Here is a 19,554-nt window from a genome sequence, read left to right as displayed (position 1 = left end):
GGGGGCCACCCTAGTTCCCCCTTCGAGCGAATCGAGAGCCACCGCGCGAATTCGAGCCGAATCCCCACCCGCGTCGTCCGATTTGTTCTTTTCGCAGTTCAGGCAGCATATCCTGGACATGAGAAACAAGCGCGACAAACCGGACCGCCGGACTCGCCGGGTTGCCGACGATATTCACCCCAACGAAGGAACAAGGCCCCGCCACGCCGAGTGATCACTTCTCATAAACGTGGATAATTTGCCACTTTCACGATCGGCGAAGCATCGCTCGACACCATTGCAAATACGAGCTGCAAAGGAAGCATCGATCCTCGAATCCGCACTTCGCCGAACATCGGACAATTCCATTGCCGCGCCCTGAACAACGGTGCTAGAAAGAGGCGATCCAATTCCGGCCCGGCCCGGCGCATTCCACGGCGACCGCGGCGCGCCGGAACTCACCGCACGGCCGGCGAGCGGCCGCGAGCAGGCGGTCGGTGGACGCCACACTGGGGAGGTTCGAGGTGAACCGGTCGCTGTCGTTCCACGTGCTCGGACCGCTGTCGGTGCAGGTCGGAGGCCGCGGGCTCCCGGTCCCCGGCGGCAGGCAACGCGTGCTGCTCGCGGCCCTGCTCGTCAAGTTCAACCAGGTCGTGTCCGTGGAGGAACTGGTCGACCGGATCTGGGACGCCACCCCGCCGCACCGGCCGCGACGCGCGCTGCACACCTGCCTGACCCGGCTCCGGCACGCGATGAAGGACCCGTTCGGACCGGCGGCCGAACTGATCCGCACCTCGCACGCCGGGTACATGATCGAGCTGCCGCCGGAGAACCTCGACCTCGCCCGGTTCACCGAGCTGCTGGGCTCCGCGCGGGCGGCGGCCCGCTCGGGCGACCCTGCCCGGGAATCCGAGGCGCTGCGCGCGGCGCTGGCCCTGTGGCGCGGCCGGGTGCTGCCGGACGTCGCTTCGGACTCGCTGCACCGCGAGGTCGTCCCCCGGCTCAACGAGCAGTGGATGTGGGCGCTGGAACGCCGCGCGGCGCTGTCCCTCGCCATGGGGCGCCACGACGAACTCGTCGCGGAACTGCGCGCGCTGACCTTCGAGCACCCCTTCCACGAACCGTTCTGGCGGCAGTTCATGCTCGCGCTGTACCGCTGCGGCCGTCGGGTGGAGGCGCTGATGGCCTACGGCGAACTGACGGTGCGGATCCGCGACGAGTTCGGCGTGGACCCGAGCGCGGAAGTGCGCGCGCTGCACCTGGCGATCCTGCGCGACGACGAGCGGGCGCTCACCGAATGCCGAGTGCCCGCACCGTAGTGCTACGACACCGGCTCGGCTTCCGCCCGCGGGTCCTCGTGCCGCTCGCGGCGACGGCGACGCCGCCAGAGCACGATGCCCAGCGCCACGACCACGGCCGCGACCACCGGCACCACGCCGAACACCCCGGACAGGCCGGTGTAGGAGGCGCCGACGAGGTAGCCGACACCGCCTTCGCCGCACGTCCACAGCACCGCGGCAAGCGCGCTGTAGGGCGCCATCCGCCGGTACGGCATGCCGGAGGCGCCCACCAGGTGCGGTGCCGCGGACCGGACCAGCGGGACGAAGCGGCACGGGATGAGCGCGGGGCCGCCGTGGCGGCGGAACAGGTCGCTCGCCCGGTCCCACGCCCGGTGCGCGCGGCGGGCGACGCGGGTGGAACGCAGCCGTGGCCCGAGCCGCAGCCCGGTGTAGAAGCCCAGGGCGTCGCCGCAGACCGCGCCGAGGGCGGCGAACAGCACCACCAGCCACAGGTCGAGCGCGCCGGAGTACGCGAGCGCTCCCGCGACCAGCAACGGCCCCAAGGTCGGCACGAACGGGCTGACCACGAGGACGCCCTCGACGAACACCAGGCCCGCGAGCAGCCCGTACGCGGTCAGCGGCGGCAGCTGCGCGAGCCACTCGGCCGGGGCGGGCATCAGGTCTGCTCCGGGCTCGGCGCGCGCAGGTGCCAGACGTGCGCGGGCGGCAGGTTGCGCCAGACCGTCGCCCGGCCGAGGCCGTAGCGGTCGATGAACTCGCGTTCGACCGCCACCGCCCCGCGGTGCCGCCGCGCTTCGGCGCGACCGGCGAACGCGGTCCGCGCCCGCTGGGTGCCGAGGTAGCCGAAGAACGTCAGGTCCCCACCCGGCACCAGGAGGTCGACGTGGCGTTGCAGCATCGACCGCACCACGGCCGGGTCGAAGTTCGTGAACGGCAATCCGGAGACGACGACGTCGTAGCGGGGTTCCAGCTCCGCGTCGAGGATCGACCGCTCGTGCAGCCGGATGCGGTCCGACGCCGCCGAGAGCGCGAAGTCGGTGCGCAGCGACTCGGCGAGCATCCGCACGAAGCGGGGGTTGACCTCGACCACGTCGAGCCGGTCGGCGGGGCCGAGCCGCCGGGCAAGCGCTCGGGTCACGACACCGCTGCCCGCGCCGACTTCCAGCACGCGCGCCGGGTTCCGCTGCTGCGGCGGCGCGAGCGGTGCGGCGAGCCGGGCGGCCAGGCGGGCGCTGCTCGGCGCGAACGCGCCGGTCGTGTGGAAGCTGCGGACGGCCTCGCGGGAGAAGTTCAGCCATCCGGCTCTGGTGTTCGGTGTCTGGATCTGGGCCACGTTCGCCCACGGTAGGGCGCGGTGGCCGAATCGGCATCGGTCGCTCGGACACGGCGACCGGTACGAAAGTAGGGGGTCGGCTGATTTCTATGCTCGACCGTCATGACCGCGGACGCGGCGGGAGGTGCGCGGTGGACGGGACCGAACGTCCGCTCCGGCCGTGGGCCGAGGCGGCGCTGCTGCTGGCGGTAGGCCTGCTGTCCGCGCAGGAGGGGTACGTGGTCGCGGGAGGCACCGTGCTCAGCCCGCAGGTCGGTGCGGCGGTGCTGACCACGGCCGCGCTCGCGTGGCGCACGAGGTACCCGGCCGTGCCCGCCGTGCTGGCGACGGCGCTCGCGGCGGCGCTGGGCGCGGTGCTGCCGCTGGTGGTGGTGCTGTTCTCGTTCGCCTCCCGCGGCAGGCTGGTGGCGGCGGCGGTGTGCGCGGCGGCGGCCATGGCGGGGAACTTCCTGGGGCAGCCGCAGCAATCGCTGTGGAGCACCCGTTCGTACGGGCCGGTGCTGCTGCTGGTCGCGGTGGTGGCGCTGGGGATGTGGGCGGGCAGCCGCAGGCGGCTGCTGACGAGCATGACCGCGCAGGTCGAACAGCTGCGGGTGGAGCGGGAGCTGCGGGCCGAGCACGCCCGGATGGCCGAGCGGATCCGCGTCGCCTCCGAACTGCACGACGCCCTGGCGCACTCGCTGAGCGTGCTGGCGTTGCACACCGGCGCATTGCAACGGCATTCGGCGGACCTGCCCCCGCAGGTCGCCGATCGCATCGATCTGCTGCGGGCCACCTCCACGGACGCGTTGCGGGACCTGCGCGACGTGCTCGGCGGGCTGCGCGCCCCGGAGACCGAGGGCGCTCCGGGACCGCGGCAGCTGCGGGAGCTGCCGGTGCTGCTGGACGAGGCGCGCGCGGCGGGCCAGCAGGTGGAGGCGGAGATCCGGGGCGCCGCGACCGCGCTGCCGTTCAGCCACCGGCTCGCGATCTACCGCGTGGTGCAGGAGGCGTTGACCAACGCGCGCAAGCACGCTCCGGGATCGAGCGTGCGGGTGCGGGTGGAGCACGGCCCGCCGGAGTCCACAGTGGACGTGGAGAACACGGCGGGCGATCCCGGCTCGCGCCGGGAACCGGGCGGGCACGGCCTGCTCGGCTTGGCGGAGCGCGTGGACGCGCTGCACGGAACGCTGGAGCACGGGCCGTCCGGCGCGGGCGGCTGGCGGCTGAGCGCGCGCATCCCGGCCGGCGACCACTCCCCGGAGGGGACATGATCCGCACGTTGATCGTCGACGACGACACGCTGGTGCGCCTCGCGCTCGCCGACATCCTCGACGACGCCCCCGACATCGACGTCGTCGCCCAGGCCGGCGACGGGCTCGAAGCGGTCGAGCAGGCTACCGCCCACCGGGTCGACGTCGTGCTGATGGACGTGCGGATGCCGCGCATGGACGGCATCCAGGCCACCGGGAAGCTGCGCGCGCTGCCCGATCCGCCGCAGGTCGTCACGTTGACGACGTTCGACCTCGACGAGTACGTCCACGGCGCGCTCGCCGCGGGCGCGGCCGGATTCCTGCTCAAGGACAGCGAACCCGCCGAGATCGTGCGCGCCGTGCGGGTCGTCGCGCACGGGCAGGCGATGCTGCACCCGGCGGCGGCGCGCAGGCTCGTCGACCACTACCACCGCGACACCGGCGCGGAAGCCGCCGCGGCGCGCGCGAAGATCGACCGGCTCACCTCGCGGGAACGCGAAGTGCTGGCCGAGCTGGCTGCGGGCGGCGGCAACGCCGAGATCGCGACCGCCCTCGGGATGCGGGAGAGCACCGTGAAGGCGCACGTGAGCCGCATCCTCGCCGCGCTCGAAGTGGGCAACCGCGTCCAAGCAGCCCTCTGCGCCTGGCTGGCCGAGAACTGAGCCCGCCTGCTGTCGGTCTCGGCTTGAGCAGGGGTTCGGGTGGCGGAACCTCAGGTGCTTCCTCGCTGCGGGATCTTTTTCCCGAGTGGCTCCGCCACGAGGGAAAAAGCCGTCCTCGCGAGGAAGCACCTGAGAACCCGCGGCGGTGCCGGTTGCTCTGGTGGTCACTGCTCAGCGGCTTCGCCGCTGACAGGACAATGATCAAAAAGCATTGCTCGCCTGGAATCGGGGGCGAGGACTGGTTCTCGGTGGGGGATCGACCTTTCTTGCACCTCGGGCGTCGTGCGGTGAAACAGGATTGAAGGCGGACTGCAACCGGTTCCTCCTAGCGTTGTTCCCACTGGCCTCCGACCGGAATGGGAACCGTCGATGAAGCACTCGGATGTTCCGACCATCTACCCGGAAGTCGACGCGATCCGGCAGATCCAGGAACTCGTCTTGTTCTGCTCGTTGCTGCCCCCTGACGGGAAGTTGCGCGAGGTGCTGGAGCTCGCCCTCGCCCTGCACGAGGAACCGATGTTGTCCCGGCTCCGGCCGGTCACCGACCTGCATCCCTTCTCCACGAAGGAATGGATGGAGTCGCTGTGGATGCACGCAGACCTGCCCGCGAACGAGAAGGAGGTGGTCGCCTGGCAGAACAAGGACGAGAACATGAGCCCGGCGCTCGTGGAATTGAAGAACGTCGAACAACAACTGGGCATCTCGCTGGTCGCCCGGTTGCGCGCTGAACCATCCGAATGATCGCAAGCAGTCCGAGAAAGCCGATGTTCAGGAGGAAGTCATGTCCGACACCATTCTGCGCCAAGCCGTCATCGATGCCGAGTTCCGCACCGCGCTGATCGAGAACCCGGCCGCGTTCGGCGTCACCCCGGGTGACCTGCCCGACGCGGTCGAGCGCATCGACCAGGAGACGCTCGACTTCTGGACCGAGGGGGTCGCCGCCACCGAGATCTTCGCCTGCGCCTCCACGTGCAGCTCGGGCCCGGCCACGATCCTGTGCGACGGCTCCACCAAGTAGAGCACCGGCGCGGTGAGCCTCCGGGCTCACCGCGTTTCCTCGCCCGCCTCCGATCGCCGGACAGGAGTTCGATGCAGACCGACCGTGCACTCGATCTGGCGGCCCGCGCGGCCACGCTGAGCGAGCGGCTGCGCGTGGTCGCGGCGCTGCGCGCCCGCGGTCGTCCGCAGGACGAGCCGCTGTCCGATCCCGTCGAGCGGTGGCGCCTGGAGCACCTGGCCGGGCGGCTCGCGGACAAGTTCGAGCAGGAGGCGCAGCACTGCGCGAAGCCCCAGCGCCACGACCGCGAGCAGCTCGTGGACGCGCTCACCGCCTACCGCCGCTTCGAATCGGCCCCGGACCAGGCCGCGGCGGAGGTGCGGGAGCTGCTCGACGAACTGCACCGGGACTGGTTGCCGACCTACCGGGCGGCCGTGCTCGGATGGGACCCGGCGCGGTCCGACGCCCGCGCGACCTGGCGGCAGGTCGACGTGTACTACGGCAGGCTCGCCACGGCCTGCGAACCTTTCCTCGTCGAACTCGGGCGGCGGCTGGCGGCGGCCCGCGCCGGGCTGCCGGGCTCGATCGGCGACGGGCTGATCGACGACCTGCAACGCCACCTGCACGACCGGTTCGCCCTCGCGCTGGCGTGGACGGTGGAAGCCGAGGCGAACGTGCACCGGGCGCGGCACGGGCTCGACCGGGAGCAGTCCGGCGAGGCCGGGTACCTCGCCTACCTCGACGCGGCGTTCGGCGATGCGGCGTCGTACCACGCGTTCTTCCTGAAGTACCCGGTGCTGGGGCGCTGGCTCGCGCACCTCACGGACCTGCTGGCCGACTACGGCGCCGAGCTGTTCGGCCGGCTCGCCACCGACGCCGAGCGGATCGGCGCGGAGTTCTTCGGCCGGGTCGTCACCGAGTTCCGCTCGGTGCGCCTGGGCACCTCGGACTACCACGCGGGCGGACGCAGCGTGGCGGTGGTGACGGCCGCCCTCGACGACGGCGGTACCGGCACCTTCTACTGCAAGCCGCGCTGCCTGCGTTCCGAGGCGGGCCTGCAAGTGGTGCTGGACCGGCTGCGCGAGCGCGACGTCGTGGCGTTCGCGACGCGTCCCGTGCTCGCCCACGACGGGTACGGCTACGAGGCCGCGATCCCGTTGGGGCGCAACGAGGTCGCCACCGCGGCGGACGCCGCGCAGGTGTACCGGGAGCTCGGCGGCTACCTGGCGCTGTTCTACGTGCTCGGCGGCAGCGACCTGCACTTCGAGAACATCGTCGTCGCCGACGGCCACGCGTTCGTGTGCGACGGCGAGACGGTGTTCGGCGCATCCCCGCCCGGTCGTGACGGCGCGGGCGGGACGATGCAGGACTCCGTGTTCCGCACCGGGCTGCTGGAGTGGCCGCGCGCGGACGCAGGCGGACCGGAGCAGATGCGACTCAGCGGCTACACCGGCGGCGAGAGCTACGAGATGCCGATGCCGGTGCCGCGGATCAGCGAGCAGCGGCTCAGCTTCGCGGCCACGGTGGAGAACGTCACGGGCGTGCAGGTCGAGCTCAGCGGCGCGAACCGGGTGTTCCTCGACGGGGAGCTGGTGGACCCGCACGACCACATCGAGTCCATCATGGACGGTTTCGACCGCGTGCACGAATGGCTGGAGCAGCACGCCGACGAGGCGATCGTCCTGCTGTCGCAGGCTTTCGAGGGCGCCCACGTCCGGTTCCTCAACTGGAGCACCCAGATCTACGCGCAGCTGCTGCTGACCGCGCAGCACCCCAAGAGCCTCGCGGAACCGCTGGAAGTGGACCTGCTGCTGAACACGGTGCGCACCTTCCCCCGCACCTGGGACCAGGACGGCGTGCTCGCCGACCGGGAGACCACGTCGATGTGGCGGCTGGACGTGCCGATCTTCACGGCGCCGGTGCACGGCGCGGACCTCGTGCACGACCACGCCGACGCGGTGCCGTCCGCGCTGGCCCGCTCCCCGCTGGAGCACGCCGCGCGGCGAATCCGGCACCTGACGCCGCGCAACCGGGCGCAGCAGGCCCGTTACATCGCGGCGAGCCTGTCCACCGGCGAGATCAGCAGCCCGGCGTTCGTGACGACCGCGCTGGACTACGCGACCCGGATCGGCGAACGGCTGTGCGCGATGCTGCGGGACCCGTCGGCTCCCGCGCCGTGGACGTCGTTCCGGCGCGACGGGGCCGAGATGGAGGCCGTCGACATCGAAGGCGACCTGTACCAGGGCTCGGCCGGGGTGGCGCTGTTCCTCGCCTACCTCGACGACCTGGTCCCGCGCCCCGAGTTCCGGCACGCCGCGCGACGCGCGCTGCGGCACGCGCTCGACTCCGGGCAGCAGCGGCCCGGAGCCTTCGCCGACGTCGGGGGACGGCTCTACCTGCTCACCCACCTGCACCGGCTGTGGGGCGAGCAGGAGCTGGCGGAGGAGGCGGTGCGGCTGAGCGCGGACGTGCCCGAGCTGGTCGACGCCGACGACCACCTCGACGTGCTGCACGGCGCCGCCGGGCTGATCCCGGTGCTGCTGGAGCTGCGCCCGGTGCTCGGGGAGAAGGCCGTCGACCTGGCGCACCACTGCGCCGCGCACGTGCTGCGCCACGCGCGGGAGCGCGGCGACGTGCTGAGCTGGCCGTCGAACACCCCGGAGAACGTGCGCGACGACCTGACCGGCCTCGCCCACGGCGCGGGCGGCATCGGCTGGGCGCTGGTCCTGCTGGGCACGCGCACCGGCCGCGAGGACTACGTCGCGGCCGGCAGGCGCGCGTTCGCCTACGAGGCGCGGCACTTCGACGCCACCGAGCAGGACTGGTACGACCTGCGCACGAACACCGGGCAGGTCGCCAAGAACGGCCACCACTTCTCCAACGCCTGGTGCAACGGGGCGGCGGGCATCGGGCTGACCCGCATCGCGGCGTGGTCGCTGCTCGGCGGGGACGACGACGCGCTGCTGCGGGAGGCCCGCCACGCGCTGGCCGCGACCCTGCGCAACTTCTCCCGGCTGCGCAACCACACGTTGTGCCACGGCACGGCCGGCAACTCGGAACTGCTGGTCCGCTACGCGCGGCTGCGCGGCGAACCCGCGTTTCAGCTGGAGGCGAACGTGCAGGTGCGGGAGATGTGGCGGTCGCTGGACGACGCCGAGCACGGGCTCGGCGAGCACAGCGCCGACTTCTTCCCCGGCCTGATGCTGGGCATCGCCGGCTACGGCATGCACTTCCTGCGCATCGCGCATCCGGATCGGATCCCGTCGGTGCTGCTGCTCGATCCACCGCCGGACCGCCCCTGACGTCCCACCCGAATCGGCACGAAGGAGTCCGTCATGTCCGTCGAATCCTGCGTGGACTTCCTGCAGGCGACCCAGGACCGCCCCGAACTCGCCCAGCAGCTCAAGGCCGTCACCGGGATGAACGAGATCATCGCGCTCGGCGGCAGGCACGGGTTCGACTTCACCGCCCCGGAGCTCGCCCGGGGTTCCGCCACGTTCGCGGCCACCGCCGAACCCGCGCCGGCTCCCGCGCCACCCGCGGAAACCGCCTTCTACCACCACGAGTACGACTTGGCGGCGGTGCCGGAACTGGCGGGCCTGATCGACGAGCTGCCCCGGTTGAAGGTGCGGCCCCCGGTGGACATGGGCGCGTTCCACGCCCGGTTCCGCGCCGAGGACCTGGAGTCGACGTCTCAGTCCCCCGCCGACCCGGCTTTCCAGGCATGGCATCGGCAGATGATGGCGGCGCACTGGCGCGACCCGGCCGACGCGGACGCGCCGCGGCGGGACTTCCACCTGGTGAACCTCGACGAGCACGTCGAGCATCCCGGCTACCAGGACTACTTCGAGGCGAAGACGAACGCGATCCGCCTGCTGGAAGGGGTCTTCGGCGACGAGGTCCGGCTCTCCGGCGCCATGTGGTACCCACCGCGCAGCTACCGGCTCTGGCACACCAACGAGGACCAGCCCGGCTGGCGGATGTACGTGGTGGACCTGGACGACGACTTCCCCGACGGCGGCGCGACCTCGTTCTTCCGCTACCAGAACCCGCGGACCGGTGAGCTCGTGACGCTGCGGGAACGCCGCCGGATCGTGCGGTTCTTCAAGGCCGAGCAGGACCCGGACAAGCTGTTCTGGCACTGCATCGTCAACCCGACCGAACGCCACCGGTGGAGCTTCGGCTTCGTGGTCCCCGAGGACTGGCGGAGCCGCCTCACCGGCCTCCGCGACGAGTGAGGAGCCCCCGTGCGACGACTCCGGCGAGGTGAGGACCGCTCCGCTGACGCGCCCGCGGTCCTGGCGCGCGACGTGCACAAGTCCTACCGGGGCGTGCACGCCGTGCGCGGCGTGGACATCACGGTGCGGCGCGGTGAGACGTTCGGCTTCCTCGGGCCGAACGGGGCGGGCAAGTCCACCACGATCGCGATGATGTGCACCTTGGTCCGGCCGGACTCCGGGCGCATCGAGATCGCCGGGTACGACGTGGTCCGCGACGGTCACCAGGTGCGCCGCAGGCTCGGGCTGGTCTTCCAGGAGTCGACGCTGGACACCGACCTGACCACGGCGGAGAACCTGACCTTCCACGCCGACCTGTACGGGATGCCGCGGGCGGTCGTGGCCGAACGCGTGGCGTCGATGCTGGACCTGGTCGGGCTGCGCGAACGGCGCGACGATCGGGTCGCGACGTTCTCCGGGGGGATGCGGCGGCGGCTGGAGATCGCCCGCGGGCTCCTGCACCGGCCGCGCGTGCTGTTCCTGGACGAACCGACCGTCGGCCTGGATCCGCAGACCCGCGCGGAGATCTGGACCTACCTGCGGCGGATCGCCGAGCAGGAGGCCACCACGGTCTTCCTCACCACGCACTACCTCGACGAGGCGGAGCAGTGCGACCGGATCGCGATCATCGACGAGGGCCGGATCGTCGCGCAGGGGACTCCGGCGGAGTTGAAGTCCGTCATCGGCGCCGATCGCATCGCGCTGCGCACCGACGACGACGCCGCCGCGGTGCGGGTGCTGCGCGACCGCTTCGACCTGGCGGCCACCGCGATCGACGGCGGCGTGCAGGTGCAGGTCGCCGACGGCGCGCGGTTCGTGCCGGTGCTGTGCTCCGGACTGGACGTGCCGATCTTCGAGGTGACCGTGACCCGCCCCAGCCTGGACGAGGTGTTCCTGCACTACACCGGCCGCGCCATCCGCGACGCCCCCGGTGTGCCCGCCGGATGAGCGCCGCACCACCGGAATCCGTCCACGGCGACCCGAGGAGTTCGCGTTGACCCGCACCGCACCACCCCGCCGCGCACCCGCGTCCCGTCCGTCCGAACAGGACACCGAGCCGCGCGGTCGGCTGGCGAACGAATGGCGCGCCGGGAGCATGGTGTGGCGCCGCGAAGTGCTGCACTTCCTGCGGGACCGCACCAGAGTGGCGGTGTCGCTGCTGCCGCCGTTCCTGTTCCTGTACGTGCTCGGGGTCGGGTTGTCCCGGTTGTTCGCCGACGCGGGCGGCGGCGCGCGGGCCGCGAGCGACTACATGCTGTTCCTGTTCCCCGGTGTGCTCGTGATGGCCGCGCAGGCGCCGGCGATCTCCGTCGGCGCGTCGATCGTGTGGGACCGCCAGACCGGGTTCATGCGGGAGATGCTGGCCGCGCCGGTGTTCCGCGGCACGCTGCTGCTCGGCAAGTGCCTGGGCGGCGCCACGGTGGCGACCGCGCAGAGCGCCGTCGTGCTGCTCACCGCGGGCCTGGTCGGCGTGCCGTACCACCCCGCGCTGTTCGCGATGCTCGTCGTCGAGGTCTCGATCGCCGCGCTGTCGATGACCGTGCTCGCCGCCGCCGTGGCGGTGCTGATCAAACGGGTGCAGACGTTCAACACGGTGCTCTCCGTGCTGATCACGCCGCTGGTCTTCCTGTCCGGCATGATGTTCCCGATCAGCGCGATGCCCGGTTGGATGGCTTCGCTGACCCTGGTGAACCCGCTGACCTACGCGGTGGACGCGATGCGCCACACCATCCTCGGGCAGCTCGGCGCGCCGCAGTCGACGCTGATCTTCACGCCGGTCGAGTGGGGAGGCACGCCGGTGCCGCCGCTCGTGGAGATGGCCGTGGTGCTGGCGTTCTCGGCGCTGGCGCTGGTCGTGATCGGCCGTCGCTTCGCCAGAACCGGTTGACCGGGCCGGTGAACGTGCTCGGACCGGTTGACGACCGGAGCCGCGGTCCGTTCGAGTGCGCGAGTCCGTTCTGGGGAGATCGGGCACCGAGCACGAGGGGGATCGGCTGTGGAAGATGCTGTGGCGCCCGGGGTGTGCGCGGTGAGCCTGGTGATCGTGTCGTTCGTGCTGGACGTGGTGCGGGACAAGACCGCGAGCGGGGAAATGGGCCGCAACCCCCTGTTCGGCATCCGGACGAAGGCAACGAAGGCGTCGGACGCCGCCTGGCTGGCGGGCCACCGCGCCGCCGGAGACTCGTTGCGGACGGCGGCGCGCACCGGGTACGCCGCCGCCGCGCTGACGGCGGTGCTGCTGGTCCTGCAGATCTGGTGGGGAGTCGAGCCCTGGGTCGCGCTCGTGGCGGGCCTGGCGGGCCTCGCCCTGCAAGTGCTGCACCTGTTGTTCGCGACGACGAAGGCGAACGAAGCCGCCCGCAACGCCCGCCCGGACTGACCGGGCGCACTCAACCCGGCGGCGCCTCCAACCCGACGAACATCGCCCCGTGCAGGGTCGTGACGTGGCGGTGGGCGACGTCGGCCGCGGTGGCGGCGTCGCGGGTGCGCAGCGCGGCGACGAGCTCGTGGTGCTCCCGGTTCGAGCCGCGCAGGTAGTCCACCGGGTACGGCAGGTAGTAGCGGTAGAGGTCGCGCAGCACCAGGTCGTAGTCGCCGGTGTCGATCCCCGTCGCGGCGGCGACGGCGCGGTGGAATTCCTCGTCGAGCCGGTGGAACTCCGCCCAGTCCGCGGCCCGGTCCATGAGCGCGGTCAGCCGCTCCAGCTCCGCCAGCGGCTGCTCGCCGGCGGCGCGGGCGGCCAGGTGCGCGATGCCGCACTCCAGGACCAGGCGCCGGTCGATGAGCCGGTGCACCTCCTCGGCCGCCGCGCGGTAGGCGTCGGTCTCCCGGACCGCGCTGCGCGCCGGCTCGGCCACCACGCGGGTCCCGCCGCCCCGGCCTCGGCGGCGTTCCAGCACGCCGTCGTGGCACAGCGCGACCAGCGCCCGGCGCACCGTGATCTCGGAGACGTCGAGCGCGGCGGCGATCGGCGCGTTGCCCGGCAGCCACTCCCCCGGTTCGAGCAGACCCAGGTCGACCGCGAGGGAGATGCGGGCGCGCACCGTGTCGACCGCGGACAGCCGCCGGATGCCGGAGAGCGCGGCCGACGACAGCGCGGCCCCGGTGGGCTCGCCGGAGTGTTCGCTTGCCATGGGAACCACCATAACGGCACGTCAGGCGCAAACTGGTCAAAATGAGCACTCTTGTTTCCGCGGTCGCTCTGCCCTATTTTCTTCGCATCGCAGTCGGCGCCGCCCCGGCGCCACCCGGCCATCGCGAGGAAGCGAGAACCGATGTCCCGACCGATGCCGCTCGCGCTGGCGCAGCAACCGCCGCTGGCCGCGACCGCTGCGCCCGACGAGTTCGCCGCTCAGGTGCGGGACCTGCTGGCCGAGCACCCCGGAACGCGACTGGTGCTGTACCCGGAGCTGCACCTGTGCGGAGCCACCGGGCCGGACCGCGACGCCGAGCTGGCGGCGGCCGCCGAACCGCTGCACGGCGAACGCACCCGGCGGCTCGCCGAACTCGCCGGTGACCTCGGGATCTGGCTGGTCCCGGGCAGCGTCTGCGAACGCGGCGACCGGGGCGAGCTGTTCAACACGGCACTGGCGTTCTCGCCGCGCGGCGAGCTGATCTCCTGGTACCGCAAGGTCTTCCCGTGGCGGCCCTACGAGCCCTACGACCCCGGCGACCGGTTCGTCGTGTTCGACGCGCCCGGTTTCGGCCGGCTCGGGTTCAGCATCTGCTACGACGCCTGGTTCCCCGAAGTGGCGCGGCACCTGGCGTGGCTGGGCGCCGAACTCGTCCTCAACCCGGTGCAAACCACGACCGCCGACCGGGAGCAGGAACTCGTGCTGGCCCGCGCGCACGCGATCACCAACCAGGTCTTCGTGGCCAGCGCGAACGTCGCCGGACCGGTCGGCACCGGCGACAGCCTGCTCGTCGGCCCCGAAGGCCACGTGCTCGCGCGGGCGGAGGGCCCCGCCGCCGCGACGCTCGCCGCCACCGTCGACCTCGACGAGGTGCGGCGGGTGCGCGCCGACGGCACCGCCGGGCTCAACCGGATGTGGGACCAGTTCACCGATTCCGACGTCCCGATCGCACTTCCGCTCTACGACGGCCACCTCGATCCGCGCCGCTGGCGTCCCGCCGGCCCGGCGAACAGCTAGGAGCCCCGATGCCCGAATCCGCCCCCGCCCTGCACCGGTCGCTCCGGCTGCGGTCGGTAGTCCTGTTCGGCGTGGCCTACATGGCGCCGATGATCGTGCTCGGCACCTTCGGCGTCGTCGCGGAGGAGACCAGCGGCTCGGTGCCGACGGCCTACCTGCTGGCGATGGTGGCGATGCTGTTCACCGCGCACAGCTACGGGAAGATGGCCGCCGCGCACCCCGTCGCCGGTTCCGCCTACACCTACGCGCGCCGCACCTTGGATTCCCGCGCCGGGTTCCTCGTGGGCTGGGCGGTGCTGCTGGACTACTTCTTCCTGCCGATGGTGATCTGGCTGCTCGGCGGCACCTACCTGCAGGCGCAGTTCCCCGCGGTGCCGTTCTGGATGTGGATCGTGGCGTTCATCGCGGCCACCACCTGCTTGAACGTGCTCGGGATCAAGGTCGCGGACAAGGCGAACTACGCGCTGATGGCCTTCCAGGTGCTCGTCATCGCGATCTTCGTGCTGCTGTCGTTGCGCCACGTGTTCGAGCTCGGCGGGGCCGGGGCGCTGCTGAGCGGCGAGCCGTTCCTGAACCCGGCCACCACCGCCGCGGGCGTGTCGGCCGGGGCGGCGCTGGCGGCGTACTCGTTCCTCGGGTTCGACGCGGTCACCACGCTCACCGAGGAGACGGTGGATCCGCGCCGGACGATGCCGCGCGCGATCCTGCTCATCACGCTCATCGGCGGCGGCATCTTCGTGGTCGTCGCCTACTCGACGCAGCTGGCGCACCCCGGATCCGCTTTCGCCGCACCGGATTCGGCGGTCTTCGAGATCGCGCGCACCATCGCCGGGGACGCCGTCGCGGCGCTGCTGCTGGCGGGCCTGGTCGTCGCGCAGTTCGCCTCGGGCCTGGCCGCGCAGGCCGGGGCGGCGCGGTTGCTGTTCGCGATGGGCCGCGACGACGTGCTGCCGCGCAGGCTGTTCGGCCGGGTGCACCCGAGGTTCCGCACTCCCGCCGTGAACCTCGCGCTCACCGGCGCGATCGGGCTCGTCGCGATGTTCCTCGACGTCTCAACGTCCACGTCGTTCATCAACTTCGGCGCGTTCGTCGCGTTCACCGCGGTCAACCTGAGCGTGATCGGCCTGTTCCTGCGCGAGCGCAAGGGAGGAAGGCGGCTGCCGTGGTGGTCGCACGTGCTGCTGCCCGGCATCGGAGCGCTGATCGACCTGTGGCTGCTGGTGAACCTGGACCCGGCGGCGCTGACGCTCGGTCTCAGCTGGCTGGTCCTCGGCACCGCCTACCTCGCCTACCGCACCGACCTGTTCCGCCGCCCACCCCCGGAAACCCACGACATCCCGACCCCCGAACCCGCCACCAGCACCCCGTGATCACTCAACCCACAGCCCCACACCGGAAAACCCGCTCGCAGAGCGGCTTTTCAGCAGTGTCCTGTCAGCGGCGAAGCCGCTGAGCGGTGACCACGCACGCGAATGGACCACCCGCGGGTTCTCAGTCGGTCTCTCGCTAGGACGGCTTTTTCCCTCGTGGCGGAGCCACTCGGGAAAAACATCCCGCAGCGAGAGACCGACTGAGGTTCCGCCACCCGACCACCAACGCAGAACGACCCCGACTCACCCCACAAAACTGAGGCTGTCGACTCGGATTCGGACCAGTAGCCGGTCTTCTTCGCGTTCGCCGCCGAACCACGGGTACGGCATGCCCAGGTAGCGGTGCGAGAGCTCGTGGATGTGCTCCACGGCGCCGTCGTGGCGGATGTCCACGGTCCGGCCGCGCAGCGCGTAGTAGCGGGCGGAGCTCTCCGGGTCGGTGACGTTCACGGCGACTCGCGGGTCGCGGCGGAGGTTGCGCACCTTCTGCGCGCCTTCCACCGTGTTGATCAGGACGTGGTCGCCGTCGGTGTCGCACCAGGTCTGGGTGAGCTGCGGCGCGCCGTCGGGCATCGCGGTGGCGACGAAGCACGGGCTCGGCTTGCAGAGCAGGTCCAGCAGGCCTTCGGGCAGTTCCATGGCGCCGCCTCCTCGCGGGTGGATTCGATTCAGCGGCGATCGTCGCACGTGCGGCGGGGCCGAGTGCGCGATCATGGCGGGATGTCGCTCGATCAGTCCGAACACGATCTGGTCTGGTACGCGAGCTACGGCTCGAACATGCACGCCGACCGGTTCCGCTGCTACCTCGAAGGCGGCGTCCCGCCCGGCGGGCACCGTGCCTGCCCCGGCTGCCGCGATCCTCGCCCGCCGCGGCGCACCGCGGGGTTCCGCGTCGCGGGTGGCGTGTACTTCGCGACGGAGTCACCGGTGTGGGGCGGTGGCCGCGCGTTCCTCGATCCTGCGCTGGACGGTTCGGCCGCGTTGCGCGCGTACCTGGTGACGCCCGGCCAGTTCGCCGACGTCGTCGTGCAGGAGATGTACCGCGACCCGGGCACCGATCTCGACCTGCGGGAGGTCTTGCGCTCCGGGCGGGACGTGCTCGGTCCGGGGCGCTACGAGACCGTGCTGCGCGTGGGCGACCTCGACGGGCTCCCGGTGCTGACGTTCACCGCGCCCTGGTCGAGCGCGGACGTGCCGCTGGTGGCGCCGTCGGCCGCGTACCTGCGGATGCTGCTCGGCGGCTTGCGCGCAGGCCAGGCCTGGGACACCGCCACAGCGGCCCGGTACCTCGCGGCACTGCCCGGCGCACGGGGCCGGTGGAGCACAGCGGAGATCGCAGCCCTCACGACGTGAGGCGCGCCGGTCAGCTGTTGCCGAGGGAAGCAAACCTGCCTCACGGCAAAACCATCGTTAGAACTGCGACCCCAGCCTGCCTCGCGGCGAAGCCGTGCTCTGGGCGGCGAAGCAAGCCTGCCTGGCGGCCGAAGGCCGTGCCTGTATTCGCGCAGCGAATAGCCCACGTCGAAAAGCCGACCCCCACGGGTTCTCAGTGCCTTCCTCGCGAGGACAGCTTTTTCCCTCGTGGCGGAGCCACTAGGGAAAAAGATCCCGCAGCGAGGAAGGCACTGAGGTTCCGCCACCCGACCACACACCCGAAACGACCGCTCAATCAGGCAACCCAGCGCACTCGCGACAAGGGCAGTGGGGACAGTCCAGGGAGTGCAGGTAGCGCGGTGCGCCTGCGGTCTTGTCGCACAGCAGGCAGGTGAGGTCGCCGTCGTCGGCGATGATCTCCTCGTAGGGCACGGGGGTCATGCGGTCGCTGGAGTCGATGCGCTTGTGCGGGGCGCCGACGGCGACGATGAGGTGGTCGGTGATGGCTCCCACCGCGTGCGGGATGGAGCCTTCGACGAGGAAGGTCTGCCCTGCTTGCGTTTCGTGGATCCGGCCGCCGTAGGTGATGGTGCCGACTCCGGCGACCACGGTGAGCACGTGGTGGCCGGGGTGGGTGTGGGGCACGAATCCTTGGCCTGCGGGTAACCGGATGAGGTCGGCGCCGATCTCGCCGTTGGTGGCGAGTTCGCGTCCGGTGGCCGAGACGGTGCCGTGCAGCGGGACGTCGAGCCCGCCGTGGTCGACGCGGAGGTCGGTGTGGTCGTCGGTGATGGAGTTCTTCGCCCAGGTGGCGATCTCCAGGGGGTGGTCGTCGCGCCGTGCCATGCTCATTCCTCCTGCTGGGTCGGGCGGGCCCAGATGACGCCGCCGAGGTCGTGCCGTCCGGCGCGCAGCACGGAGCAGCCGACGAGGGCGTGTCCGTCGTGCCGGAGCCGGCGCAGCCTGCTCCACCGGTTCACCCGGTGGCCGGTCCTGCCGTCGGTGAGGAACGTCCACACGGGACCGAGCGCCCAGGGCACTTGGCCGGTGGTGGTTCCGGTGGCGTGCGGCAGCACCAGCAGCCGCCCGTCTTCGATGGTGGTCTCTTCGCCGAACGGGACGGCCACGGCGGGGGCGCCTTCGGCCGCGGCGACTTCCGCGGCGAGTTCGACGTGGGCCGACAGCGGCCAGGCGGCGGCGAGCTTGGCGCGCCACACGGATTTCGCCGCTGCCAGTTCGGCGCTGTCGGGGCTCGTCCAGTGCTCGCGGACGAAGTCGACGGCGGCGAACGCCACGTCGTCTTCGGCCGTCGCGGTCGGCGGGGCGAGCGCGGCGAGTGCGGCGAGCTCGTCGGTTCCGGGCGCGGCGGCGTGCATCCGGCGGGCGGCGACGGCGGCGTGCTGCAGCAGCCGTTCGTAGCGCCCGGGGGCGAGCCGCCGGGCGGCGAGCGTGGCTCCCATCTTGGATCGCTGCGGCTTTCCGGTGGCGGTGGCGCGGTATCCGCCGAACCGCAGCGCCGCGGGGCGCAGCGCGGTCCGTTCGCAGAGGTCTTGGACGGCGCCCACTTCCGCGTCGTCGGTGACGAGGCCGATCTCTTGGCCCAGCGCGGGTTCGGCGACGCCGACGGCGGCGAAGCGCCCGGTGAGGCCGTCGGCGCGCCAGCCGCGTTCGACTTCCAGCGGGTAGTGCTTCTCGCCGCCCCGGTTGATCCGTTCCTTGGTGCGCCCGTGCAGCACGAGCAGCCCGTCGCGCAGTTCGCCGAGGTCGCCGGTGCGCAGCCAGCCGTCGTCGGTGACGGCTTCGGCGGTGGCGGCCGGGTCTTCCCAGTAGCCGTCCATCAGGTCGGGGGTGCGGATCTGCACTTCGCCGGATTCCAGCCGCAGTTCCGTGTCCGGCAGGGCTTGCCCGACCGGCGGGAACCGGTCCAGGTATTGCGCGGAGAATCCGGCCGCGTCCAGCAGGGGCGTGGTGAAGCTGAAGTTGACGGCTTCGGTGAGCCCGTAGCCTTGCCGCAGCCGTGGGCCGTAGGTCCGGTGGAAGCGGCGAACGAGGTCGCCGGTCAGCGGTGCGGCGGCGGTGATGAGGTAGTCGAGTTCCGGGGGCCAGTCGGGTGCGGCGTCGAGCAGGTCCGCGAGCAGCGCCGGGACGATCGACGCGGTGCGCGCTCCGCCCGCGGCGAGCGCGGCGAAGTACCCGGCCGGGTCGAACCGCGAGTGCAGCACCAGCGGCGCCCCGGTCTGGTGCGTGCCGAGCAGCGACATCACCAGCGCGTTGCAGTGGTACAGCGGCAGGCATGTCCCGTGTGGGCGGTCCGGTGAGATCCCGTGCAGCACGGCGGTTTTCGCGGCGTTGCCGAGCACCGCGCGACGGCTGAGCCGGACGCCTTTCGGTCTCCCGGTGGAACCGGAGGTGAACATGATGAACGCCAGGCCCGCCGCGTCCGGGTGCTCCAGGGGGAGGCCCGTGGCACGCGCCTCCACTTCGCCGCCGACCTGCTCCACCACGGCGCTCGCCCGGACCCGCCGCACGATCTCGGCGGGGTCGGTTCCGCGCGGCGCCAGCGGGACCGCGACGAGCTCGCGGTCGAAGCAGGCCAGCAGCGCGGACGCGAGCTCAGGACCGTTGGGCAGCCGGATGACGACCCGCGCCCCGGCGGGCAACGCCGCCAGCTCGGGCAGGTACGACATCGCGGAACACCTCGTTTCGAATAGCCGTCGTTCTCAGCCTCGTCAAGCCGAAGCAGGCCTTCATTCCTTCGTCCTGTCAGCGGCGAAGCCGCTGAGCAGTGACCACGCACGCAGATCGACCACCAGCGGGTTCTCAGCGTTCTTCTCGCGAGGACGGCTTTTTCCCTCGTGGCGGAGCCACTCGGGAAAAA

The 19,554-nt window shown here is 71.7% G+C and carries 19 protein-coding genes; 13 read left to right on the top strand and 6 right to left on the bottom strand.

Annotation, left to right across the window (positions count from 1 at the left end; genetic code table 11):
• Positions 1-476: 476 nt before the first annotated feature.
• Positions 477-1,298: a BTAD domain-containing putative transcriptional regulator gene (locus tag BJ969_RS09170; RefSeq protein WP_184478430.1), complete on the top strand. Its 822-nt coding sequence runs from the start codon at positions 477-479 to the stop codon at positions 1,296-1,298.
• 2 nt (positions 1,299-1,300) lie between these two features.
• Here BJ969_RS09170 and BJ969_RS09165 read toward each other — a convergent pair whose 3' ends face one another.
• The gene (locus tag BJ969_RS09165; RefSeq protein WP_184478428.1) at positions 1,301-1,936 is read right to left on the bottom strand and encodes a DedA family protein; all 636 of its coding nucleotides are present in this window, start codon (positions 1,934-1,936) and stop codon (positions 1,301-1,303) included.
• Positions 1,936-2,613 carry a methyltransferase domain-containing protein gene (locus BJ969_RS09160; protein WP_184478426.1) on the bottom strand — a complete coding sequence of 226 codons (678 nt, stop codon included), beginning with the start codon at positions 2,611-2,613 and terminating at the stop codon, positions 1,936-1,938. The genes BJ969_RS09165 and BJ969_RS09160 overlap by 1 nt, the downstream gene beginning before the upstream one ends.
• A gap of 131 nt (positions 2,614-2,744) precedes the next feature.
• Here BJ969_RS09160 and BJ969_RS09155 point away from each other — a divergent pair, with 131 nt between their 5' ends.
• The 9 genes from BJ969_RS09155 (at position 2,745) to BJ969_RS09115 (ending at position 12,161) form a co-directional block, all read left to right on the top strand.
• Positions 2,745-3,866 carry a sensor histidine kinase gene (locus BJ969_RS09155; protein WP_343071308.1) on the top strand — a complete coding sequence of 374 codons (1,122 nt, stop codon included), beginning with the start codon at positions 2,745-2,747 and terminating at the stop codon, positions 3,864-3,866.
• Positions 3,863-4,507, top strand: coding sequence for a response regulator transcription factor (locus BJ969_RS09150; RefSeq protein ID WP_184478422.1), 645 nt, complete (start codon positions 3,863-3,865; stop codon positions 4,505-4,507). The genes BJ969_RS09155 and BJ969_RS09150 overlap by 4 nt, the downstream gene beginning before the upstream one ends.
• A gap of 369 nt (positions 4,508-4,876) precedes the next feature.
• Positions 4,877-5,248, top strand: a complete 372-nt coding sequence (locus BJ969_RS09145; protein ID WP_184478420.1) for a DurN family substrate-assisted peptide maturase — start codon at positions 4,877-4,879, stop codon at positions 5,246-5,248.
• A 40-nt stretch (positions 5,249-5,288) separates the two neighbouring features.
• On the top strand, positions 5,289-5,525 hold the full coding sequence (locus tag BJ969_RS09140; protein ID WP_184478418.1) for a cinnamycin family lantibiotic: 237 nt from the start codon (positions 5,289-5,291) through the stop codon (positions 5,523-5,525).
• A gap of 71 nt (positions 5,526-5,596) precedes the next feature.
• Positions 5,597-8,806 (top strand): type 2 lanthipeptide synthetase LanM family protein, encoded by a 3,210-nt coding sequence (locus BJ969_RS09135; RefSeq protein ID WP_184478416.1) that lies wholly within the window; start codon positions 5,597-5,599, stop codon positions 8,804-8,806.
• A gap of 33 nt (positions 8,807-8,839) precedes the next feature.
• Positions 8,840-9,742, top strand: a complete 903-nt coding sequence (locus BJ969_RS09130; protein ID WP_184478414.1) for a Nif11-like leader peptide family natural product precursor — start codon at positions 8,840-8,842, stop codon at positions 9,740-9,742.
• Positions 9,743-9,751: 9 nt separating this feature from the next.
• On the top strand, positions 9,752-10,729 hold the full coding sequence (locus BJ969_RS09125; RefSeq protein ID WP_184478412.1) for an ATP-binding cassette domain-containing protein: 978 nt from the start codon (positions 9,752-9,754) through the stop codon (positions 10,727-10,729).
• A 46-nt stretch (positions 10,730-10,775) separates the two neighbouring features.
• The gene (locus BJ969_RS09120) at positions 10,776-11,669 is read left to right on the top strand and encodes an ABC transporter permease (RefSeq protein WP_221315756.1); all 894 of its coding nucleotides are present in this window, start codon (positions 10,776-10,778) and stop codon (positions 11,667-11,669) included.
• A gap of 141 nt (positions 11,670-11,810) precedes the next feature.
• On the top strand, positions 11,811-12,161 hold the full coding sequence (locus BJ969_RS09115) for an SdpI family protein (RefSeq protein WP_184478410.1): 351 nt from the start codon (positions 11,811-11,813) through the stop codon (positions 12,159-12,161).
• Positions 12,162-12,171: 10 nt separating this feature from the next.
• Here BJ969_RS09115 and BJ969_RS09110 read toward each other — a convergent pair whose 3' ends face one another.
• Entirely contained in the window at positions 12,172-12,915 is a 744-nt protein-coding gene (locus BJ969_RS09110; RefSeq protein ID WP_184478408.1) for a FadR/GntR family transcriptional regulator, read from the bottom strand.
• A 141-nt stretch (positions 12,916-13,056) separates the two neighbouring features.
• Between BJ969_RS09110 and BJ969_RS09105 the strand changes: the two genes are divergently transcribed.
• Both BJ969_RS09105 and BJ969_RS09100 read left to right on the top strand, forming a co-directional pair.
• On the top strand, positions 13,057-13,932 hold the full coding sequence (locus BJ969_RS09105) for a carbon-nitrogen hydrolase family protein (RefSeq protein WP_184478406.1): 876 nt from the start codon (positions 13,057-13,059) through the stop codon (positions 13,930-13,932).
• An 8-nt stretch (positions 13,933-13,940) separates the two neighbouring features.
• Positions 13,941-15,302 (top strand): APC family permease, encoded by a 1,362-nt coding sequence (locus tag BJ969_RS09100; RefSeq protein ID WP_184478404.1) that lies wholly within the window; start codon positions 13,941-13,943, stop codon positions 15,300-15,302.
• Between the two features lie 243 nt (positions 15,303-15,545).
• Here the strand turns inward: BJ969_RS09100 and BJ969_RS09095 are convergent, their stop codons facing one another.
• Positions 15,546-15,941 (bottom strand): PPOX class F420-dependent oxidoreductase, encoded by a 396-nt coding sequence (locus BJ969_RS09095; RefSeq protein ID WP_184478402.1) that lies wholly within the window; start codon positions 15,939-15,941, stop codon positions 15,546-15,548.
• 81 nt (positions 15,942-16,022) lie between these two features.
• On the opposite strand from BJ969_RS09095, the gene BJ969_RS09090 reads away from it, so the two are divergent.
• Positions 16,023-16,655 carry a histone deacetylase gene (locus BJ969_RS09090; RefSeq protein ID WP_184478400.1) on the top strand — a complete coding sequence of 211 codons (633 nt, stop codon included), beginning with the start codon at positions 16,023-16,025 and terminating at the stop codon, positions 16,653-16,655.
• A 312-nt stretch (positions 16,656-16,967) separates the two neighbouring features.
• On the opposite strand, the gene BJ969_RS09085 is transcribed toward BJ969_RS09090, so the two are convergent.
• Both BJ969_RS09085 and BJ969_RS09080 read right to left on the bottom strand, forming a co-directional pair.
• Positions 16,968-17,522 carry a cupin domain-containing protein gene (locus BJ969_RS09085; RefSeq protein WP_184478398.1) on the bottom strand — a complete coding sequence of 185 codons (555 nt, stop codon included), beginning with the start codon at positions 17,520-17,522 and terminating at the stop codon, positions 16,968-16,970.
• A gap of 2 nt (positions 17,523-17,524) precedes the next feature.
• Entirely contained in the window at positions 17,525-19,363 is a 1,839-nt protein-coding gene (locus BJ969_RS09080; protein WP_184478396.1) for a class I adenylate-forming enzyme family protein, read from the bottom strand.
• Positions 19,364-19,554: the final 191 nt, after the last annotated feature.

The organism is Saccharopolyspora gloriosae (assembly GCF_014203325.1).
GTDB lineage: Bacteria > Actinomycetota > Actinomycetes > Mycobacteriales > Pseudonocardiaceae > Saccharopolyspora_C > Saccharopolyspora_C gloriosae.
The sequence above is the reverse complement of the archived record's forward strand: the minus strand, read 5'-3'. Positions and strand labels throughout refer to the sequence as shown.